Annotated in this window: 12 protein-coding genes, 1 pseudogene and 1 riboswitch; of the genes and pseudogenes, 9 read left to right on the forward strand and 4 right to left on the reverse strand. The window is 70.8% G+C overall.

Annotated elements, in window-relative coordinates; translation table 11 throughout:
• Window positions 1–6: 6 nt before the first annotated feature.
• A complete protein-coding gene (locus AB0J66_RS00915; RefSeq protein ID WP_364654541.1) occupies window positions 7–837 on the reverse strand; it encodes a helix-turn-helix transcriptional regulator in 831 nt (276 codons plus the stop codon).
• A 101-nt stretch (window positions 838–938) separates the two neighbouring features.
• Between AB0J66_RS00915 and AB0J66_RS00920 the strand changes: the two genes are divergently transcribed.
• Window positions 939–1775, forward strand: a complete 837-nt coding sequence (locus AB0J66_RS00920; RefSeq protein ID WP_364654542.1) for an oxidoreductase — start codon at window positions 939–941, stop codon at window positions 1773–1775.
• On the opposite strand, the gene AB0J66_RS00925 is transcribed toward AB0J66_RS00920, so the two are convergent.
• A complete protein-coding gene (locus AB0J66_RS00925; RefSeq protein WP_364654544.1) occupies window positions 1672–3039 on the reverse strand; it encodes an MFS transporter in 1368 nt (455 codons plus the stop codon). The two genes, AB0J66_RS00920 and AB0J66_RS00925, sit on opposite strands and share 104 nt — an antisense overlap.
• 23 nt (window positions 3040–3062) lie before the next feature.
• Entirely contained in the window at window positions 3063–3614 is a 552-nt protein-coding gene (locus tag AB0J66_RS00930; RefSeq protein WP_364654546.1) for a helix-turn-helix domain-containing protein, read from the reverse strand.
• A gap of 281 nt (window positions 3615–3895) precedes the next feature.
• Between AB0J66_RS00930 and AB0J66_RS00935 the strand changes: the two are divergent.
• Together AB0J66_RS00935 and AB0J66_RS00940 are read left to right on the forward strand one after the other, a co-directional pair.
• A pseudogene (locus AB0J66_RS00935) lies at window positions 3896–5026 on the forward strand (M14 family metallopeptidase); the annotation flags it as partial.
• Between the two features lie 498 nt (window positions 5027–5524).
• A riboswitch (glycine riboswitch) is annotated at window positions 5525–5618 on the forward strand.
• Window positions 5619–5748: 130 nt separating this feature from the next.
• Window positions 5749–7470: an L-serine ammonia-lyase gene (locus AB0J66_RS00940; protein ID WP_364654548.1), complete on the forward strand. Its 1722-nt coding sequence runs from the start codon at window positions 5749–5751 to the stop codon at window positions 7468–7470.
• Here the strand turns inward: AB0J66_RS00940 and AB0J66_RS00945 are convergent.
• Entirely contained in the window at window positions 7467–8723 is a 1257-nt protein-coding gene (locus AB0J66_RS00945; RefSeq protein WP_364654549.1) for an alpha/beta hydrolase, read from the reverse strand. The genes AB0J66_RS00940 and AB0J66_RS00945 overlap by 4 nt on opposite strands.
• Before the next feature lie 70 nt (window positions 8724–8793).
• Between AB0J66_RS00945 and AB0J66_RS00950 the strand changes: the two genes are divergently transcribed.
• The 6 genes from AB0J66_RS00950 (at window position 8794) to AB0J66_RS00975 (ending at window position 16476) form a co-directional block, all read left to right on the forward strand.
• Window positions 8794–9771 (forward strand): PIN domain-containing protein, encoded by a 978-nt coding sequence (locus AB0J66_RS00950; protein ID WP_364654551.1) that lies wholly within the window; start codon window positions 8794–8796, stop codon window positions 9769–9771.
• The gene (locus AB0J66_RS00955) at window positions 9768–10952 is read left to right on the forward strand and encodes a zinc-dependent alcohol dehydrogenase (protein WP_364654553.1); all 1185 of its coding nucleotides are present in this window, start codon (window positions 9768–9770) and stop codon (window positions 10950–10952) included. Before AB0J66_RS00950 ends, AB0J66_RS00955 begins: the two co-directional genes overlap by 4 nt.
• Window positions 10949–11788 (forward strand): SDR family NAD(P)-dependent oxidoreductase, encoded by an 840-nt coding sequence (locus AB0J66_RS00960; RefSeq protein WP_364654555.1) that lies wholly within the window; start codon window positions 10949–10951, stop codon window positions 11786–11788. The genes AB0J66_RS00955 and AB0J66_RS00960 overlap by 4 nt, the downstream gene beginning before the upstream one ends.
• Window positions 11789–11832: 44 nt before the next feature.
• Window positions 11833–12909, forward strand: coding sequence for an aldo/keto reductase (locus AB0J66_RS00965; RefSeq protein ID WP_364654557.1), 1077 nt, complete (start codon window positions 11833–11835; stop codon window positions 12907–12909).
• 225 nt (window positions 12910–13134) lie between these two features.
• Complete coding sequence (locus AB0J66_RS00970; RefSeq protein WP_364654559.1) at window positions 13135–14721, forward strand: methyl-accepting chemotaxis protein; 1587 nt, start codon at window positions 13135–13137, stop codon at window positions 14719–14721.
• An 84-nt stretch (window positions 14722–14805) separates the two neighbouring features.
• Window positions 14806–16476, forward strand: coding sequence for an MFS transporter (locus AB0J66_RS00975; protein ID WP_364654562.1), 1671 nt, complete (start codon window positions 14806–14808; stop codon window positions 16474–16476).
• Window position 16477 lies beyond the last annotated feature (1 nt).

The following is a 16477-nucleotide window of genomic DNA, read 5'->3' on the forward strand; positions in this document are numbered from 1 at the left end:
ATCGGGTCACGCCGGGAGTTTGCGGCGGCTCTCGGTGACCGCCGACGACGCGAGCAGGGACAGCTTCTCGGCGCTGGGCGAGCCCGGCGACGCGTGGTAGACGGCCAGGACCTGACCGGGGTCACCCGCGATGATCAGTTTCTCGCGGCGCAGGGTCAGGCGGCCCACCTGCGGATGGTCGATCTCGGTCGGGCCGCCCTCGCGCGTGTGCACGTCGTGGCGGGCCCAGAGCTGGCGGAACCGCTCGCTGCCCAGCGACAGCTCGCCGACCAGCTCGATGAAGCGCGGGTCGTCGGTGTCGGTGCCGACCGACTCGCGGAACCCGGCCACCAGCAGCGCGGTCGCCTCGTCCCAATCGGGGAACAGGGCCCGCTCGGCCGGGTCGAGAAAGACCGCGCGGAGCCTGTTCTCACCCGCGCGCATCCGCGGGGACAGGGCGACGGCCAGATCGTTCGCGGCCAGCACGTCGAAGTAGCGGCCCTCCACGAAGGCCGGGACGTTCAGCGTGCCGAGCAGCTCGCGAACGCCGGCCGGCACGGTCTCGCGGCGGGGCCGGCGGCGGCGCTTGGGTTTCGGCGCGGCCAGCCCGATCAGGTAGTCGATGGCGTCGTCGTCGAGCTGCAACACCCGGGCCAGGCTCTCGAGCACCTGCACCGACGGGTTGCGGTCGCGGCCCTGCTCCAGCCGTAAGTAGTAGTCGCTGCTCACCCCCGCGAGCAGCGCGACCTCCTCCCGGCGCAGGCCCGCGACGCGGCGGACGCCGGTGACGTGCAGCCCGGCATCCTCCGGACGCACCTGGGCCCGGCGTGCCCGTAAGAAGTCGCCGATCAGGTTCATGCCTCGACGGTAGTCCCGCCGCCCGGGCCCACCCTGGTCCTGCCAGACCTAGGAATAGCGGGACTACCGCTGACCCCGCCGTGACGCGGCAAGCTTTCCGCATGGACATCACCAAGGTCAACCGCATGGGGTACGGGGCGATGCAGCTCGCCGGTCCGGGCGTCTTCGGGCCGCCGCGCGATCGGGACGAGGCGATCGCGGTGCTGCGAACGGCGATCGAGCTGGGGGTCGATCACATCGACACGGCCGACTTCTACGGGCCGTTCGTCACCAATCAGTTGATCCGCGCCGCGCTGGCGCCCTACCCGGACGATCTCCTGATCGTCACGAAGGTCGGTTCGGTCCGCGGTGAGGACGGCGCCTGGATCCACGCGCGCCAGCCCGCCCAGCTGCGTGAACAGGTCGAGTCCAACCTGCGCAACCTCGGCGTCGACGCCCTCGACGTGGTCAATCTGCGGGTCGGGGGCGGGGCCGACGGGCACTCGCCGGTGCCGGGGTCCATCGCCGAGCAGTTCGGCGCGCTGGCCGAGATGCGGCAGGAAGGGCTGATCAAGGAGCTGGGGCTGTCGGTGGTTTCCCCGGATCAGGTGGCCGAGGCACAGGCGATCGCGCCGGTCGTCACGGTGCAGAACTGGTACAACGTCGCCCACCGGGGCGACGAGGAGCTCATCGCGACGCTGGGCGGGCAGGGGATCTCGTACGTTCCGTTCTGGCCGTTGGGCGGCTTCAACCCACTGCAGTCGGGCGTGCTCGACGAGGTGGCGGCGGGCCTCGGGGTCAAGCCCAACGCCGTGGCCTTGGCGTGGCTGCTGCATCGGGCGCCGAACATCCTGCTCATCCCGGGGACGTCGTCGGTCGCGCATCTACGGGAGAACATGGCCGCGGCGTCGCTGGAGCTGCCGGCGGAGGCGCTGGCTGCCCTCGACGCCCTTTCCTGAGCAGGACCAGCGCGAGGATCGCGGCGACGGCATAGGTGGCGGCTTGGACCTCGAGCAGCGGCAGCGTGTCGGCGATGCTCTGCAGCGCGCCGGCGGCGAGCAGCCCCAGCGCCTGACCCGTGGCCTGGGCCAGGCCGAACGCGGCGAACGCGCTGCCCCGGCGGTCGTCGCCCGACGCCTGCTGCAGCAAGCTGGTCAGGCCGGCTCCCATGAGGACACCCGGCGCGCCGACGACGGCGAAGAGGACGCCGTAGATGCCGACGGTGTGCGTCACGAATGACAGGTTCCACGTCAGCGCGGTGAGGAGCGTGAAGATGATGCTGCCGGTGATGGTCAGCCGGACGACGTCGACGCGGGCGCCGAGCATGCCGAGAACGACGCCGGCGGCGATCGCCCCGATGGCCTGGACGCCGCGGAGCGCACCGACGTCGGCCTCGGCGCCGCCCAGGACGTCGGTGACGAAGAAGACGAAGAGCAGGACGAACAGGCCTTGGGCGATGGCCGCGACGAAGGCGACCACGACCGGGGCGCGGCTTGCCGGGTCGGCCAGCACGCCGAGCAGGCCGCCGCGTGCCGGGCCGGCCGTCCTGGTCGTCCGCGCCGTTCGAGTCGTCCGCGCTGTCTGGGCCTTCTGTGCCGTCTGGGCCGTCCGCACCGCGCGACCTCGGGGCAGGGTGGCAACGAGCGCGGCGGCGACCAGGTACGTCGCGATGTCCACCAGCACGACGCCGCCGAGCCCGGCTACCGCCAGCAACACGCCGCCGAGCGGACCGCCCGCGATGCGCCCGAGGTCGTTGTTGAGCCCGACCAGGGCGTTCGCCGACACCACGCGGTCGGGTCCGACGAGCGTCGGGAGCACCGCGTTCTTGGCGGGCTCGAAGAACGTGCCGAAGGTCGCGTGCGCGACGATCACGCCGTACAGCAGCGGCAGGTCGGCCCGGTCGTGCACCGCGAGCAGGGGCAGCAGCGAGCCGGCCTGGGCAAGCATCGCGACCAGCATGACTCGGCGCCGCGGCAGCCGGTCGGCGACCCGGCCCGCGAGCGGGGCGAGCAGGACCGGCGGGGCCAGTTCGAGCAGGAACGCGACCGAGGTGCCCAGGGCCGAGCCGGTCAGTTCGAGGACGACCAGCGGCAGCGCGATGAACATGAGCCAGTCGCCGGCATCGGACACCAGTCCGGCGATCCAGAGCCGGCGGAAGGCGGGGACCGACAGGGCTGAGGTGGCTTGCGACTGCACTACCGCGCGATTTTCCGGCTGCTTCACCGCGGCCTCCGCTTCCCGCCGGTTCATCGGCGGCCGAAGCCGGGGCGGGGGAAGGCCATGAGAGAGAGGTGCACGTGTTCCGCGTTCTCGGGGGTGTCGGTGCGGGTGGGCGCGAGGTACGGCCGGACCACGGCGTCGATGCGGCTCAGCACTGTGGCGAGCTCGTCCGGGGTCAGGGCGAGGCCGAAGCTGGCGTGGGAGTCGACCTCGCGCCACTGCTCCGGCAGGTTTTCTTGGCGGCGCAGGTACTCGCGGGCCAGGTGGTGGTCCAGCTCGACGGCGGCGGCCACCAGCCGGGTGGCGTCGGCTGTGCTGTCGACGGTGAAGCCGGTGAGCGTGGTCCGCCAGGGTTTCGAGCGCCCGTCGCCGGACTCGTCCGGCTCGACGAGGCCGTGCGCCGCCAGCACCCGCAGGTGGTAGCTGCAGTTCGACGGCGTGTCGCCGACGGCGCGGGCACACGCGGAGGCCGTGGCGGGGCCGGACGACATGAGATAGCCGAGGACGTCGAGCCGCACCGGGTGGGCCAGGGCGTCGACGACGGCGGGATCGCTGAGTTGGGGGCGGCGTTCGCGCATGGCGGCACTCCGATCTGAAAGACTCTTTCAGATCCTAAGCAGGCCGTGGGGAAAACTGCAAGACTCTTTCAGATCCCGGCCATCACTTGACGGAGAGGGGCGGATTGGCATGGCCCAAGACATTGCCATTCATCTATCTATGGTGGTGGGCTGACGTGATGAGACGACGCTTTGGCTTTCTGACTGCGCTACTGCTCCTGGGCTCGGCGTTCATTGCTGCCGGGCCGGTCTCTGCCGCCCCCTCGCTCGACCAGCAGGGGCAGTTCGAGGTGTATGACGTACGGACGTCCGCCCAGCGCAACGCGATCGCGCGCGCCGGGGTGGCCATCGACTCCGTACAGCACGGGGTCGTCGAGATCACGGCGACCGGGCGGGAGGTGCGGGCGTTGCAACGGCAGGGCTTCACCGTGCAGCCCGTGCTGCAGACGCTCGACTTTCCGCCGTCGGACGCGCCGTACCACAACTACAGCGAACTGATCGCCGAGGTGAACCAGGTAGTGGCGGCCTATCCGGCGATCGCCAGCAAGCGGGTCATCGGCAAGACGTACGAGAACCGTGACATCGTGGCCGTCAAGATCTCCGACAACGTCGGCACGGACGAGGCGGAGCCCGAGGTCCTCTACGACGCCAACCATCACGCCCGCGAACACCTGACGGTCGAGATGGCGGTGTACCTGCTCAAGCTGTACACGTCGTCGTACGCGTCGGACACCCGGATCCGCACCATCGTGAACTCGCGGGAGATCTGGATCGTGCCGTCGGTCAACCCGGACGGGGCCGAGTACGACATCGCGACCGGCAGCTATAGGTCGTGGCGCAAGAACCGCCAGCCCAACAGCGGCTCGTCGGCCATCGGCACCGATCCCAACCGCAACTACGGCTACAAATGGGGCTGCTGCGGCGGATCCTCCGGTACGCCGTCGTCGCTCACCTACCGCGGTCCGTCAGCCTTCTCAACACCGGAGACGCGGGCCGTCCGGGACTTCGTGAACAGCCGGGTCGTCGGCGGCCGTCAGCAGATCGGCGCCGCGATGGACTTCCACACGTACTCCGAGCTGGTGCTGTGGCCGTTCGGTCACACCACGGCCAATACGACGACCGGGATGACGGCCGACGACTACAACACCTTCGCTACCTTCGGCCGGCAGATGGCCGCAACCAACCGGTACACGCCGGAGCAGTCCAGCGACCTGTACGTCACCGACGGCGACCTGCTCGACTGGCTGTGGGGTACGCACAAGATCTTCGCCTACACGTTCGAGATGTATCCGACCGGCGCGTCCGGGGGCGGCTTCTATCCGCCGGCCAGCGTGATCACGCGGGAGACGACGCGCAACAAGGAGGCGGCCCTGTTGCTGGCCGAGGTGGCCGACTGCCCTTACAAGGTGATCGGCAAGCAGAGCACCTACTGCGCCGCAGCCTGACGCCGCGGAGCGGGGAGCGGGGAACGGCCGGCGTGTTCGGCATCTAGCGATCACGCCGGCCGGCTCCGGTCACTGCGCTCGAGCGGCAACCGCGGCCGCGGCATTGACCCAGGTTCCTAGGATGCCTTGCGCCATGAGCGGGTCGGCACACTCGCGCGGGGCAACGGGCTCGCGGCAGGCGACGAGGCTTGGCACGAGGTGGTGCGGCTCGTGGGGACGAACGGTCGCGGCGGGGTCGCTGCAAGGCGATGCGGCTCGCGGTGAGGGGGCGGGGTTGCGGAGCGGCTCGCGGCGAGGCGGCGGGGGCGGCGGCGAGGCGGTGAGGCTCGCGGTGAGGCGGCGGCGGTCGCTTGGAGGGGGACGGGGGCGCCGCTACGGCAGTGGGGAATGCCGTGCGGGTGAGGGTGGTGTCGTTCAGCTGGGGTTTGTTGACCTGGGGTTGGGAGGCGGATAGCGTCGGCGGGACATAACCGAACATTCGCTGTTTGATCCGCTGCGGGAGAGTCCTCGCAATTGGCGGGGCGCCGAAGGAGCAACTTCTCCCTCAGAATCTCTCAGGCCCCGGTACCGCGGTGGTCAGGCGACTCTGGAAAGTCAGGACGCGGCCGGCGTTCTGCGCCCACGGTGCAAGCCGTCCCGACAACACGGGCGGTGAAGCTCTCAGGCACCCATGACAGAGCGGGGGAGGCTGACCTCGATGAGGAGCCTCCATGGCCGTCTCTGTGTTCGACCTCTTCTCCGTGGGCATCGGGCCGTCCAGTTCCCACACGGTCGGGCCGATGCGTGCGGCTCGGATGTTTGCGCTTCGGGTCGCCGAGGGTGGGCTGCTCGACCGCGTCAGCTCGGTGCGGGCGGAGCTGTTCGGGTCGCTCGGCGCGACCGGTCACGGTCACGGCACGCCCAAGGCCGTGCTGCTCGGGCTCGAAGGCGAGACGCCCGAAGCGGTTGACGTGGCCGGGGCCGATGAGCGGGCCGCCCGCATCCACGCCGGCGGCCGGCTTCGGCTGCTGGCCGCCGCGCCGACTGGGCCGCGGCCGGGCGGAAGCGCACAGGCCGGCGCCGCCGAGCCCGGCGAGCCGGGCCCGGGCGTGGGTGTGCAGGCCAGCACCGCCGTGCCCGACGGGCCGGGGGTGGGTGAGAGCGCGCAGGCCGAGCTCGTGGGGCGGGGGATGGGTGAGAGCGCGCAGGCCGAGCTCGTGGGGCGGGGGATGGGCGAGAGCGCGCAGGCCGAGCTCGTGGGGCCGGAGATGGGCGAGAGCGCGCAGGCCGCGCTCGACGTGCCGGCGGCGGGCGAGAGCGCGCAGGCTGAGCTGGTGGGGCCAGGGGCGGGCGAGAACACGCAGGCCGAACTCGTCAGGCCGGGGGCGGGGGAGAGCTCGCCGCGGGGTGGGCGCGATGTTGCGGTTGAGGTTGTGCTGCATCGGCGGCGGGCGTTGGCGGGGCATCCGAACGGGATGACGTTCGTGGCGCTGGATGGCGATGGGGCTGAGCTGCTCACGAAGACGTACTTCTCGGTGGGTGGGGGGTTTGTCATCGATGAGGGCAGTGGTGGGGTGCGGGCCGACGACACTGCTCTGCCGTACGGGTTCAGTAGTGGGGCGGAGCTGTTGGCGCTGACCGGGGAGACCGGGTGGTCGGTGTCGCGGCTGATGATGGCCAATGAGCAGGTGTGGCGGTCCGAGGGGGAGATCCGGGCGGGGCTGCTCGGGATCTGGGACGTCATGCGGGAGTGCGTCGACGCGGGGCTGGCGGCGGAGGGGATCCTGCCGGGTGGGCTGAAGGTGCGGCGGCGGGCGGCGGCCACGGCGCGGCAGCTGCGGGCGGCGGGGCGGCCGGCTGAGCATGCGATGGAGTGGCTCACGGCGTACGCGATGGCGGTCAACGAGGAGAATGCGGCCGGCGGGCGGGTGGTGACGGCGCCGACGAACGGGGCGGCCGGGATCATTCCGGCTGTGCTGCGGTACTACACCGACTTCGTGCCGGGGGCGTCCCCGGACGGGGTGGTGCGCTTTCTGCTGGCGGCCGCGGCGGTGGGGCTGCTGTTCAAGGAGAACGCGTCCATCTCGGGGGCCGAGGTGGGCTGCCAGGGTGAGGTCGGGTCGGCCTGTGCGATGGCGGCGGCGGGGTTGACCGAGGTGCTGGGTGGGACGCCGGAGCAGGTGGAGAACGCGGCCGAGATCGGCATGGAGCACAACCTGGGGCTGACCTGCGACCCGGTGGGCGGGCTGGTGCAGATTCCGTGCATCGAGCGCAACGGGATGGCCGCGGTCAAGGCTGTCACGGCGGCCCGGATGGCGCTGCGCGGCGACGGGCGGCACCACGTCTCCCTCGACAAGGTCATCAAGACCATGAAGGAGACGGGGGCCGACATGAAGATCAAGTACAAGGAGACGGCGCGGGGCGGGCTGGCCGTCAACGTGATCGAGTGTTAGTAGTCGTTGACGTTGACCGTGACGCGGTGCTGGTCGGAGGGCCAGGCCGGCAGGACGGTGGTCTCCGTGCCGCCGCCCCGGTGGGCGACCACGACGGTCGTGACGAACCGGGCCGGTAGGTAGACGTCCATGCCGGTGAGGAACGTCTGGGCGTAGAGGCCGGGCAGCGGGGCGGTCAGGTCCGTACGGCGGTCGCTGTTGGCGTCGAAGGCGAAGATGCCGATGACCCGCTTGGCGCGCGGGGTGTTGGCGGCGTTGAGGATCTGGCGGCCGTTGAGGTAGAGCCGGTCACCCTCGGCGCCCCACCATTCCTTCTGGCGGTTGAGGGTCAGGGCGGTGTGGCCGGGGGAGGTCTCGATCAGCGCGCCGACGCCCTCGCCGGGGCGGCCGGCCAGCAGGCGTACCAGCGAATCCGACCGCAGGAACGGCTGGAAGTAGAAGTGGTGCGTGGGGGCGCCGGGGCGTACGAGGGCGAACTCGTGCCGGGCCAGCGGGGACAGGGCGACGGGGCCGAACGAGCCGTCCTCGGCGACCGGGGCCGTGTGCTGCAGGCGGGCCCGGCCGCCGAGCGCGTTCAGCGCGTAGATATGGACCACTCCGCCCGAGCCGACGTTGCTGGGGAAGATGACGGCCCGTCCGGATACGCGGGCGACGGGTGCCGGGACGATGCGGGTGGTGCGCGGCGGGTAGCCGCGGAGGAATGCGAAGACCGCCCGGAACGACTCGGCGGACGACACGGTCTGCGTGTGGGACTGATCCGGGAAGCTCACGTTGAGGGCGCCGGTGACCGCCCGGGCCGGGTCACCTTCACCCCAGATGGCGAGGGTGGGCACGCCGCCGGGTGGGGCTGTGGCCGTACGGCCGTCGAGGTTGACGTAGTGGGCGACGCGCGCCGCCCGGGCCGGTGACGAGTTCAAGTAGCCCTGCGAGACGAACGTGCCGAGCGAGTGGGCGATCAGGTCGACCTGGGTCGCTCCGGTGGCCGCGAGCAGACGGGCGATCCGGGCGTCGAGGCCCGCGTAGACCGACGGCAGGATCGTGGCGATGTTCGGCGAGTCGTACTCGTGGGCCTCGATGATCTCGACGGGGTAGCCGTTGGCGGCCAGGCGCTTGGCCTGGGTCTCGAATTGGGCGGCCGAGCCGGCGCTGCCGTGCACGAAGACGATCGGCCGAAAAACGGGGGCCGCGGCCGCGGGCACGGCGGGCAGCAGGGCAGCCAGAGCAAGGACGAGTACGAGCAGAGAGCGGCGCATGGTCACACTCCATCGACGGCTATGATTACTGCACGGTGGGTGCAACTATAAACCGGCTAGGCTGACGCGCGTGGATCAAGAAGAGCGGATCGCGATGTTCCTCGACTACGAGAACCTGGCGATCAGCGCGCGCGAGACCCTCAACGGGCATCAGTTCGACCTGCGGCCGGTGACCGACGCGCTGGCCGATCGGGGGCGGGTGGTGGTGCGGCGGGCGTACGCGGACTGGTCGTTCTTCGGTGAGGACCGGCGCATGCTGACCCGCGCGCACGTCGAGCTGATCGAGATCCCGCAGCGGATGGGGGCCTCGCGCAAGAATGCGGCCGACATCAAGATGGTGGTCGACGCCCTGGAGCTGGCGTTCGAGCGGGACTACATCTCCACCTTCGTGCTCGGCACCGGTGACAGCGACTTCACGCCGCTGGTGGCCAAACTGCGCGAGCTGAACAAGCGGGTGATCGGCGTCGGCATCGAGAAGACGACCTCGGCCCTGCTGCCACCCGCGTGCGACGAGTTCCTCTATTACGACCGGCTCGAGGGGGTCGCTCAGCCCGCGCCCGAGGTCGAGGCGCCGGCCCGCGAGGTCGAGGCGCTGCCGGCCCTGGTCGCGCAGAGCGTCACCGGCACGGTGCTGGCCTCGCGTCTCAAGCGCACGTTGCTGCGCAAGGATCCCACCTTCAACGAGGCCGACTACGGCTTCCGGTCGTTCGGCGAGTTGCTGCGCCATTTGGCCGGCGACGGCGTGGTCGAGCTCAGCGGCGGCTCCGACCCGGAGGTGTCGCTGCCCGAGCACGGGGATCGTGAGGCCGCGTTCGCCCTGCTGCGGACGGTCGTGGAGAGCCTGGCCGGTCCGGGGGGCTCGGTGGCCCTGTCGGGGTTGAAGAACCAGGTGCGCAAGGCCGAGCCCGGTTTCACCGAGAAGAAGCTGGGCTACCGCAGCTTCCTGCAGTTCGTCCGGGCGGCCGACACCTCGGGCGCGGTCAGCCTGCGATGGAGCCCGGAGGACGAGGATTACTTGCTCACGAATGGGGCACCGCTTGGTTCATGAGAGCTTTGACATGGCAGGGCACCGGCAAGGTGTCGGTCGAGACGGTTCCCGATCCGCGCATCGAGATGCCGACCGACGCCATCGTGCGGATGACCTCCACCGCGATCTGCGGTTCTGATCTTCACTTGTACGACGTGCTCGGCATGTACATCGACCAGGGCGACATTCTCGGCCACGAGCCGATGGGCATCGTCGAGGAGGTCGGGCCCGAGGTCACCCACATCAAGCCGGGCGACCGGGTGGTGATCCCGTTCAACATCTCCTGCGGCTCGTGCTGGATGTGCTCGCGCGGCTTCTACGCGCAGTGCGAGACCACGCAGAACAAGGACCAGGGCAAGGGCGCCTCGCTGTTCGGCTACACCAAGCTGTACGGGCAGGTGCCGGGCGGTCAGGCCGAGTACCTTCGCGTGCCGCAGGCCCACTTCGGGCCGATCAAGGTGCCGGACGACGGCCGCCCCGACGAGCACTACCTGTTCCTGTCCGACGTGCTGACCACTTCGTGGCAGGCCGTCAAGTACGCCGACGTGCAGCCGGGCGACACGGTCTTCGTGACCGGGCTGGGGCCGATCGGGCAGATGAGCGCCCGCGTCGCCCGTCACCTGGGCGCGGAGCGGGTCATCGCCTCCGATCTGGTGCCCGAGCGGCTGGCCATGGCGCAGCGGCACGGCATCGAGACGATCGACGCGTCCAAGGACGACGTCGAGCAGATGGTCCTGGACATGACCGGCGGCCGGGGCGCGGACAGCGTGATCGAGTCGGTCGGCATGGAGGCGCACGGCTCGCCGTTCCAGTCGGCGGCGATCAAGGCGGCCGGCATGCTGCCGGACGCGATCGCCCGCAAGGCGGTCGACACCTTCGGTCTCGACCGGATGGCCGCGCTCACCACGGCCTTCGCGACGGTCCGGCGGGCGGGCACGGTCTCCATCATCGGGGTGTACGGGGGCCAGGCCGACCCGATGCCCATGATGGACCTGTTCGACAAGGGCGTCACCCTGCGGATGGGCCAGGCGCACGTGCGCCGCTGGTCGGACGAGATCCTGCCGATCCTGATCGGTGACGGCGACCCGCTGGGCGTGGGCGACCTCGTGACGCACCGGCTGCCGCTCGAGGAGGCGCCGCACGCGTACGAGATCTTCAAGAACAAGGAAGACGGCTGCATCAAGGTCGTTCTGAAGCCGTGAGCAGAGTAGTCGTACTGACCGGTGCGTCCAGCGGCATCGGCCGGGCCGCCGCGCTCGCCTTCGCCCGCCGGGGCGATCAGGTGGTGCTGGCGGCCCGGGGCCTTCCCGAGCTGGAGGATATCGCCGCGTCGACGGGCGGGCTGGTCGTGCCGACCGACATCGCGGACGCCGGGTCGGTCGACGCGCTGGCCGCCGCGACCGTCGCCGCGTACGGCCGCATCGATGTCTGGGTCGACACGGCGGCCGTCATGGCCTACGGGAAGTTCGAGGAGCTGCCGGCGGCGGTCTTCGACAAGGTGGTCACCACCGATCTGCTGGGGGCGGCCAATGTGGCCCGGGCCGCGCTGCGGGTCTTCCGCACTCAGGGCGAGGGCACGCTGGTGCTGTGCAGCTCCCTGCTCGCGCATGTGACCGTGCCCTACATGTCGGCGTACGTCACGGCGAAGTGGGGCCTGCGGGGCCTGATCCGTACGCTCCAGCAGGAGACCCGCGACGCGCCGGGGATCACGGTGTGCACGGTCGCCCCAGGCAGTGTGGACACCCCGATCTACCAGCGGGCGGCCAACTACGCGGGCCGGGTCGGCAGCCCGCCGCCGCCGGTGGCCAAGCCGGCGAAGGTGGCCGACGCGATCCTCAAGCAGGTCGACGATCCGCGCCCCGAGGTGTCGGTCGGCCTGACCAACCGGCTCATCGAGTTCGGTTTCGTCGTGCTGCCACCGGTCTACGACGCGCTGGTGACCACGATGATGCGCACGTTCGGCCTGTCCCGCCGCAAGATCGAGCCGCATGACGGGAACGTCTTTCAGCCCGGGCAGGATCGGGCAAGAGCGAGGTAGCCCTGTTCTACGCCGCCTCCCGCCGGGCGCGGTGGGATGGACGCATGGAGACGACACTCAGCTCGTACCGCACGCTCGGCCGCTCCGGACTGCGGGTGAGCCCGTTCGCCCTGGGCGCGATGAACTTCGGCGAGGAGGGCGGCTTCGGCTGCTCGGCCGCCGAATCGTCGAAGATCATCGACGCCTACCTGGCGCAGGGCGGCAACTTCATCGACACCGCCAACTTCTACACCAACGGGCACTCCGAGGTGATCCTGGGCGACTACTTGGCCGGGCAGCCTGGGTTGCGGGACCGGCTCGTGCTGGCCACGAAGTTCTTCGGCAACATGCACCCGGGCGACCCCAACGGCGGCGGGGCCGGGCGCAAGGCGATCGTCGCCCAGCTCGAGCAGTCGCTGCGGCGGCTGCAGACCTCGTACGTGGACCTGTACTGGCTGCACAACTTCGACGCGTTCACCCCGGTCGAGGAGACCCTGCGGGCGCTGGACGACCTGGTCGCGGCGGGCAAGGTCCGCTACGTCGGATTCTCCAACACACCGGGGTGGTTCACCGCGCAGGCGCACACCATGGCGCTGCTGCGCGGGTGGCCGCCGGTGATCGCCTTGCAGGTCGAGTACTCGCTGCTCGCCCGCACCGTCGAGGGGGAGCTGGCGCCGTTCGCGCTGCAGGCCGGGATGGGGCTGACGCCGTGGTCACCCTTGGCGGGTGGGTTCCTCTCCGGCAAGTACGCGCGGGACGCGGCACCCACGGGACGAGGGGTGATCACGGGTGGGCCGTCGGCCGCGCAGTTCGCGGTGATCGACGTGCTCACCGAGGTGGCCGCCTCGGTCGGGGCGCCGGTGGCTTCAGTGGCGCTGGCGTGGCTGCGGCAGAAGCCGGGGGTGACGGCGCCGATCCTCGGGCCGGGCCGGGTCGAGCACCTCACGGCCAATCTCGAGGCGCTGACCCTGACGCTGGACGCGGGGCAGATGGCGCGGCTCGACGAGGCGTCGGCGCCGGTGCTGAACTATCCGTACGAGCTGAACCGGGCGACCGGGCGGATGCTGCAGTTCGCGGGGGCGACCGTGGACGGCGTCGAGTCGGGGGTCTATCCGCCGCTGCTGCAGAGCAGCCGGTTTTAGCGCCGGCACCCACCGGCCCGGCAGCCGCGTATGGCCGTGACCAGCGACGGCGGCCGGCGCCCGAAGCGGGTGCTGTCCGAGGATCCGTACCTCCGTGGCTGTTGACCTGGGCCTTTGTTGAGCAGCCAACAATGCCGGACAGCGAGCGCTTAACGCGCAGAATTCTCGATTTGCCCCAAGACGGCGTTTCCGGGCCCCACAGTAGGGGGGTGAAGGGGGTGCGCCATGGGTGACGGTGGCTGGTTCGACAACTTGAAGGTCGGCGTGAGGATCCAGGCTGCGATCGGGGTGGCGGCGCTGGCGGCGCTCGCGATCGGCATCGCCGGGCTGGTCGCGATCTCGACCCTCGGGGAGAAGAACAAGCTGCTGTACGAGAACAACGTGGCCCCGCTGACCGAACTGTCAACCGTGCAGCGCAACTCGCAGGCCATCCGGGCCCGCTACCTGGAGTACGGCGTGGCCACCGACGCGACCCAGGCCAAACTCAGCGGCGAGATCGACGACCGGGTCAAGCTGCTCGACGAGGCGCTGACCGCCTACCGCCCGGGCGCCGTGGACCCGGCCAACGTCGACGCGTTCGAGAAGGCGTTCAACGGGTTCATGGACGTCGGCAACAACACCATGATCCCGCTCGCCAAGGCCAACAAGTACGAGGCGTTCGCCGCGGCCTACCGCGACACGGCGCTGCCGCTGATGTCCGACGCCTCGGACGCGGTCGAGGCCGAGAACACCGCCCAGCTCGCGCAGGCCACCACCCGGGCCAAGGAGAGCGAGGAGGCGGCCGCGGGGGCCCGGCGCCTGCAGATCATCTTCCTGGTGGTGGGCCTGGCCGCCGCGATCGTGCTGGGCGCGATCGTGGCCCGGGCCATCGCGCGCCGGCTCGGCCGGGTCAAGCAGTCGCTGACCGCCATGGCCAACGGCGACCTGACCGCCACGGTCGACGTCAAGGGCCGCGACGAGATCGGCGAGATGGCCGCGATGCTGCTGGTCGCCCAGCAGCAGACCCGCGAGGTGGTGGCCTCGGTCGGCTCGGCCGCGCAGAGCCTGGCCGCGGCGGCCGAGCAGACCTCGGTCATCGCCAACCAGATCAGCGACGGCGCGGCCACCGCGTCCGAACAGGCCCGCATGGTCTCCTCGGCCTCCGAGGAGGTGTCGCTGAGCGTCAGCACGGTGGCCGCCGGCTCGGAGGAGATGGGCTCGGCCATCGCCGAGATCGCGCACAGCGCCAACTCGGCGGCCGAGGTCGTCGGGCAGGCGGTGAACGCGGCCGCGTCGGCCAACCAGACCATCGGCACGCTGGGCGAGTCCAGCCGCGAGATCGGCGACGTCATCCGCGTGATCACGGCGATCGCCGAGCAGACCAACCTTCTCGCGCTGAACGCGACCATCGAGGCCGCCCGGGCCGGCGAGACCGGCAAGGGGTTCGCGGTGGTGGCGGGTGAGGTCAAGGACCTGGCCCAGGAGACGGCGCGGGCCACCGAGGACATCGCCCGCCGGGTCGAGGCGATCCAGAACGACAGCGGGCTCGCGGTCAACGCCATCGGCGAGATCAGCGAGATCATCGGCCACATCAGCGACTACACGACGACGATCGCCTCGGCCGTGGAAGAGCAGAGCGCCACCACGGCCGAGATGAACCGCAACGTCAACGAGGCGGCCAACGCCACCGGCCAGATCAACCAGGGCATCACGAGCGTGGCCGAGAACGCCCGCACGACGGCCGAGTCGGTGGGGGACGCCCAGCGGTCGGCGGCGGAGCTGTCCCGGATGTCGAACGAGTTGCAGGCGGCGGTGTCGCGCTTCGTCTACTGAACGGCCCGGGTGGCCGGTGAGCTCCTGCGCGCGATAATGTATAACGCAGTTATCAATCGTCTGTCGCGTCGATGGAGTGTGCGCATGAGCGCCTCGGGAGAAACCGCCGTCAGCCCTTTCCGGCAGCCGCGGGCTGTGTGGGCGGTGGCGTTCGCCTGTGTCATCTCGTTCATGGGGATCGGGCTGGTCGATCCGATCCTGCCGGCGCTGGCCGATGACCTGCACGCGTCGCCCAGCCAGGTGTCTTTGCTGTTCACCAGCTATCTGGTGGTGACCGCCGTGGCCATGCTCGGCGTGGGGTGGGTGTCGAGCCGGATCGGGGCCAAGAAGACGCTGATCGCCGGGCTGGCCATCATCGTGGTGTTCGCGGCGCTGGCCGGGGCGTCGGGGTCGATCGGCGGGATCGTCGGGTTCCGGGCCGGGTGGGGGCTGGGCAACGCGCTGTTCATCGCGACCAGCCTGGCGGTCATCGTCGCCTCGGCCAGCGGCGGCTTCGGCGGGGCGATCATCCTGTACGAGACCGCGCTCGGGCTGGGCATCGCGGTCGGGCCGCTGCTCGGCGGGGAGCTCGGGTCGATCAGCTGGCGGTGGCCGTTCTTCGGGGTCGCCATCCTGATGGCCATCGCGCTCGTGGCCACCCTGATCATGGTCAAGCCGCTGCCCACGCCGGCGCGGAAGGTGTCGCTGAGCGCGCCGCTCAAGGCGCTGCGCCACCGCGGGCTGCTGACCATGGGGATCATGGCGCTGCTGTACAACTGGGGCTTCTTCACGATGCTCGGCTACGCGCCGTACCCGATGGAGCTCGACGCGCACAAGCTCGGCCTCGTCTTCACCGCGTGGGGGCTGCTCGTCGCCGCTTTCAGCGTCTTCTTCGCGCCGCGGCTGCAGGCCCGGTTCGGTACGGCCCCCGTCCTGTACGTCAACATGGCCGGGCTCGCGATCGTCATGGTGGTGATCGCGGCCGGGGTCGGCACACCGTCGGCGGTGATCGCGGCGGTGATCGTCAGCGGGGCCTTCATCGGGATCAACAACACGCTGACCACGCAGGCGGTCATGCTGGTGTCGCCGGTCGAGCGGCCGATCGCGTCCTCGGCGTACGGTTTCGTGCGGTTCATCGGGGGCGGCCTGGCCCCGTACGTCGCCGGCAAGCTGGCCGACCACTTCGACCTGAGCGTGCCGTTCTACGTGGGCGGCGTCGCGTTCCTGCTGGCCATCGTGGTGCTGGCCAGCGGGCACAAGCTGGTCTCGGCCGCCGAGAACGCGCCCGCCGCGCCGTCCGCGGACCGGCCCGTGATCGTCGCCGTCGGCAACACGCCGGACGCCGCCGCCACCGTGGACGCCGCCGCGCTGATCGCCCGCCGGGAGGGCCGGCCGCTGGAGGTCGTGCACGTGCGCGAGACCAAGGTGCTCGAGGAGCTGGCGATCGAGCCGGAGGCCGTGGCCGACGCCCAGGCGGCTCTCGCCCGGCACCTGGACCGGCTGGCCGGCTCGGGCGTCGCCGCCACCGGGCAGATCATCGAGAGCGTCGGCGACCACGCGGCCGCCGGGCGCGCCGTGGCCCGGCACGCGGCCGAGGTGAAGGCGCCGCTGATCGCCATCGGGCACTCGCCGCGGGGCTCGCTCGCGCAGTTCACCGACGGCAGTTTCACCAGCGCCCTCAACCACGCCGCGAGCATGTCGGTCGTGCTGGTCAGTTCCGGGGCCGACCCGCGGACGCTGACGCCCGAGGCGATCGCCGAGCTGCGCGCGGGATAGA

Origin of the sequence: Actinoplanes sp. NPDC049598, assembly GCF_040675435.1 — a bacterium.
Taxonomy (GTDB): Bacteria; Actinomycetota; Actinomycetes; order Mycobacteriales; family Micromonosporaceae; genus Actinoplanes.

Bases quoted from the DNA above. Each gene is read 5' to 3' on its own strand.
- AB0J66_RS00915 (WP_364654541.1), bottom strand. From the start codon at position 837: ATGAACCTGATCGGCGACTTCTTACGGGCACGCCGGGCCCAGGTGCGT.
- AB0J66_RS00920 (WP_364654542.1), top strand. From the start codon at position 939: ATGGACATCACCAAGGTCAACCGCATGGGGTACGGGGCGATGCAGCTC.
- AB0J66_RS00930 (WP_364654546.1), bottom strand. From the start codon at position 3,614: ATGCGCGAACGCCGCCCCCAACTCAGCGATCCCGCCGTCGTCGACGCC.
- AB0J66_RS00940 (WP_364654548.1), top strand. From the start codon at position 5,749: ATGGCCGTCTCTGTGTTCGACCTCTTCTCCGTGGGCATCGGGCCGTCC.
- AB0J66_RS00945 (WP_364654549.1), bottom strand. From the start codon at position 8,723: ATGCGCCGCTCTCTGCTCGTACTCGTCCTTGCTCTGGCTGCCCTGCTG.
- AB0J66_RS00955 (WP_364654553.1), top strand. From the start codon at position 9,768: ATGAGAGCTTTGACATGGCAGGGCACCGGCAAGGTGTCGGTCGAGACG.
- AB0J66_RS00965 (WP_364654557.1), top strand. From the start codon at position 11,833: ATGGAGACGACACTCAGCTCGTACCGCACGCTCGGCCGCTCCGGACTG.
- AB0J66_RS00970 (WP_364654559.1), top strand. From the start codon at position 13,135: ATGGGTGACGGTGGCTGGTTCGACAACTTGAAGGTCGGCGTGAGGATC.
- AB0J66_RS00975 (WP_364654562.1), top strand. From the start codon at position 14,806: ATGAGCGCCTCGGGAGAAACCGCCGTCAGCCCTTTCCGGCAGCCGCGG.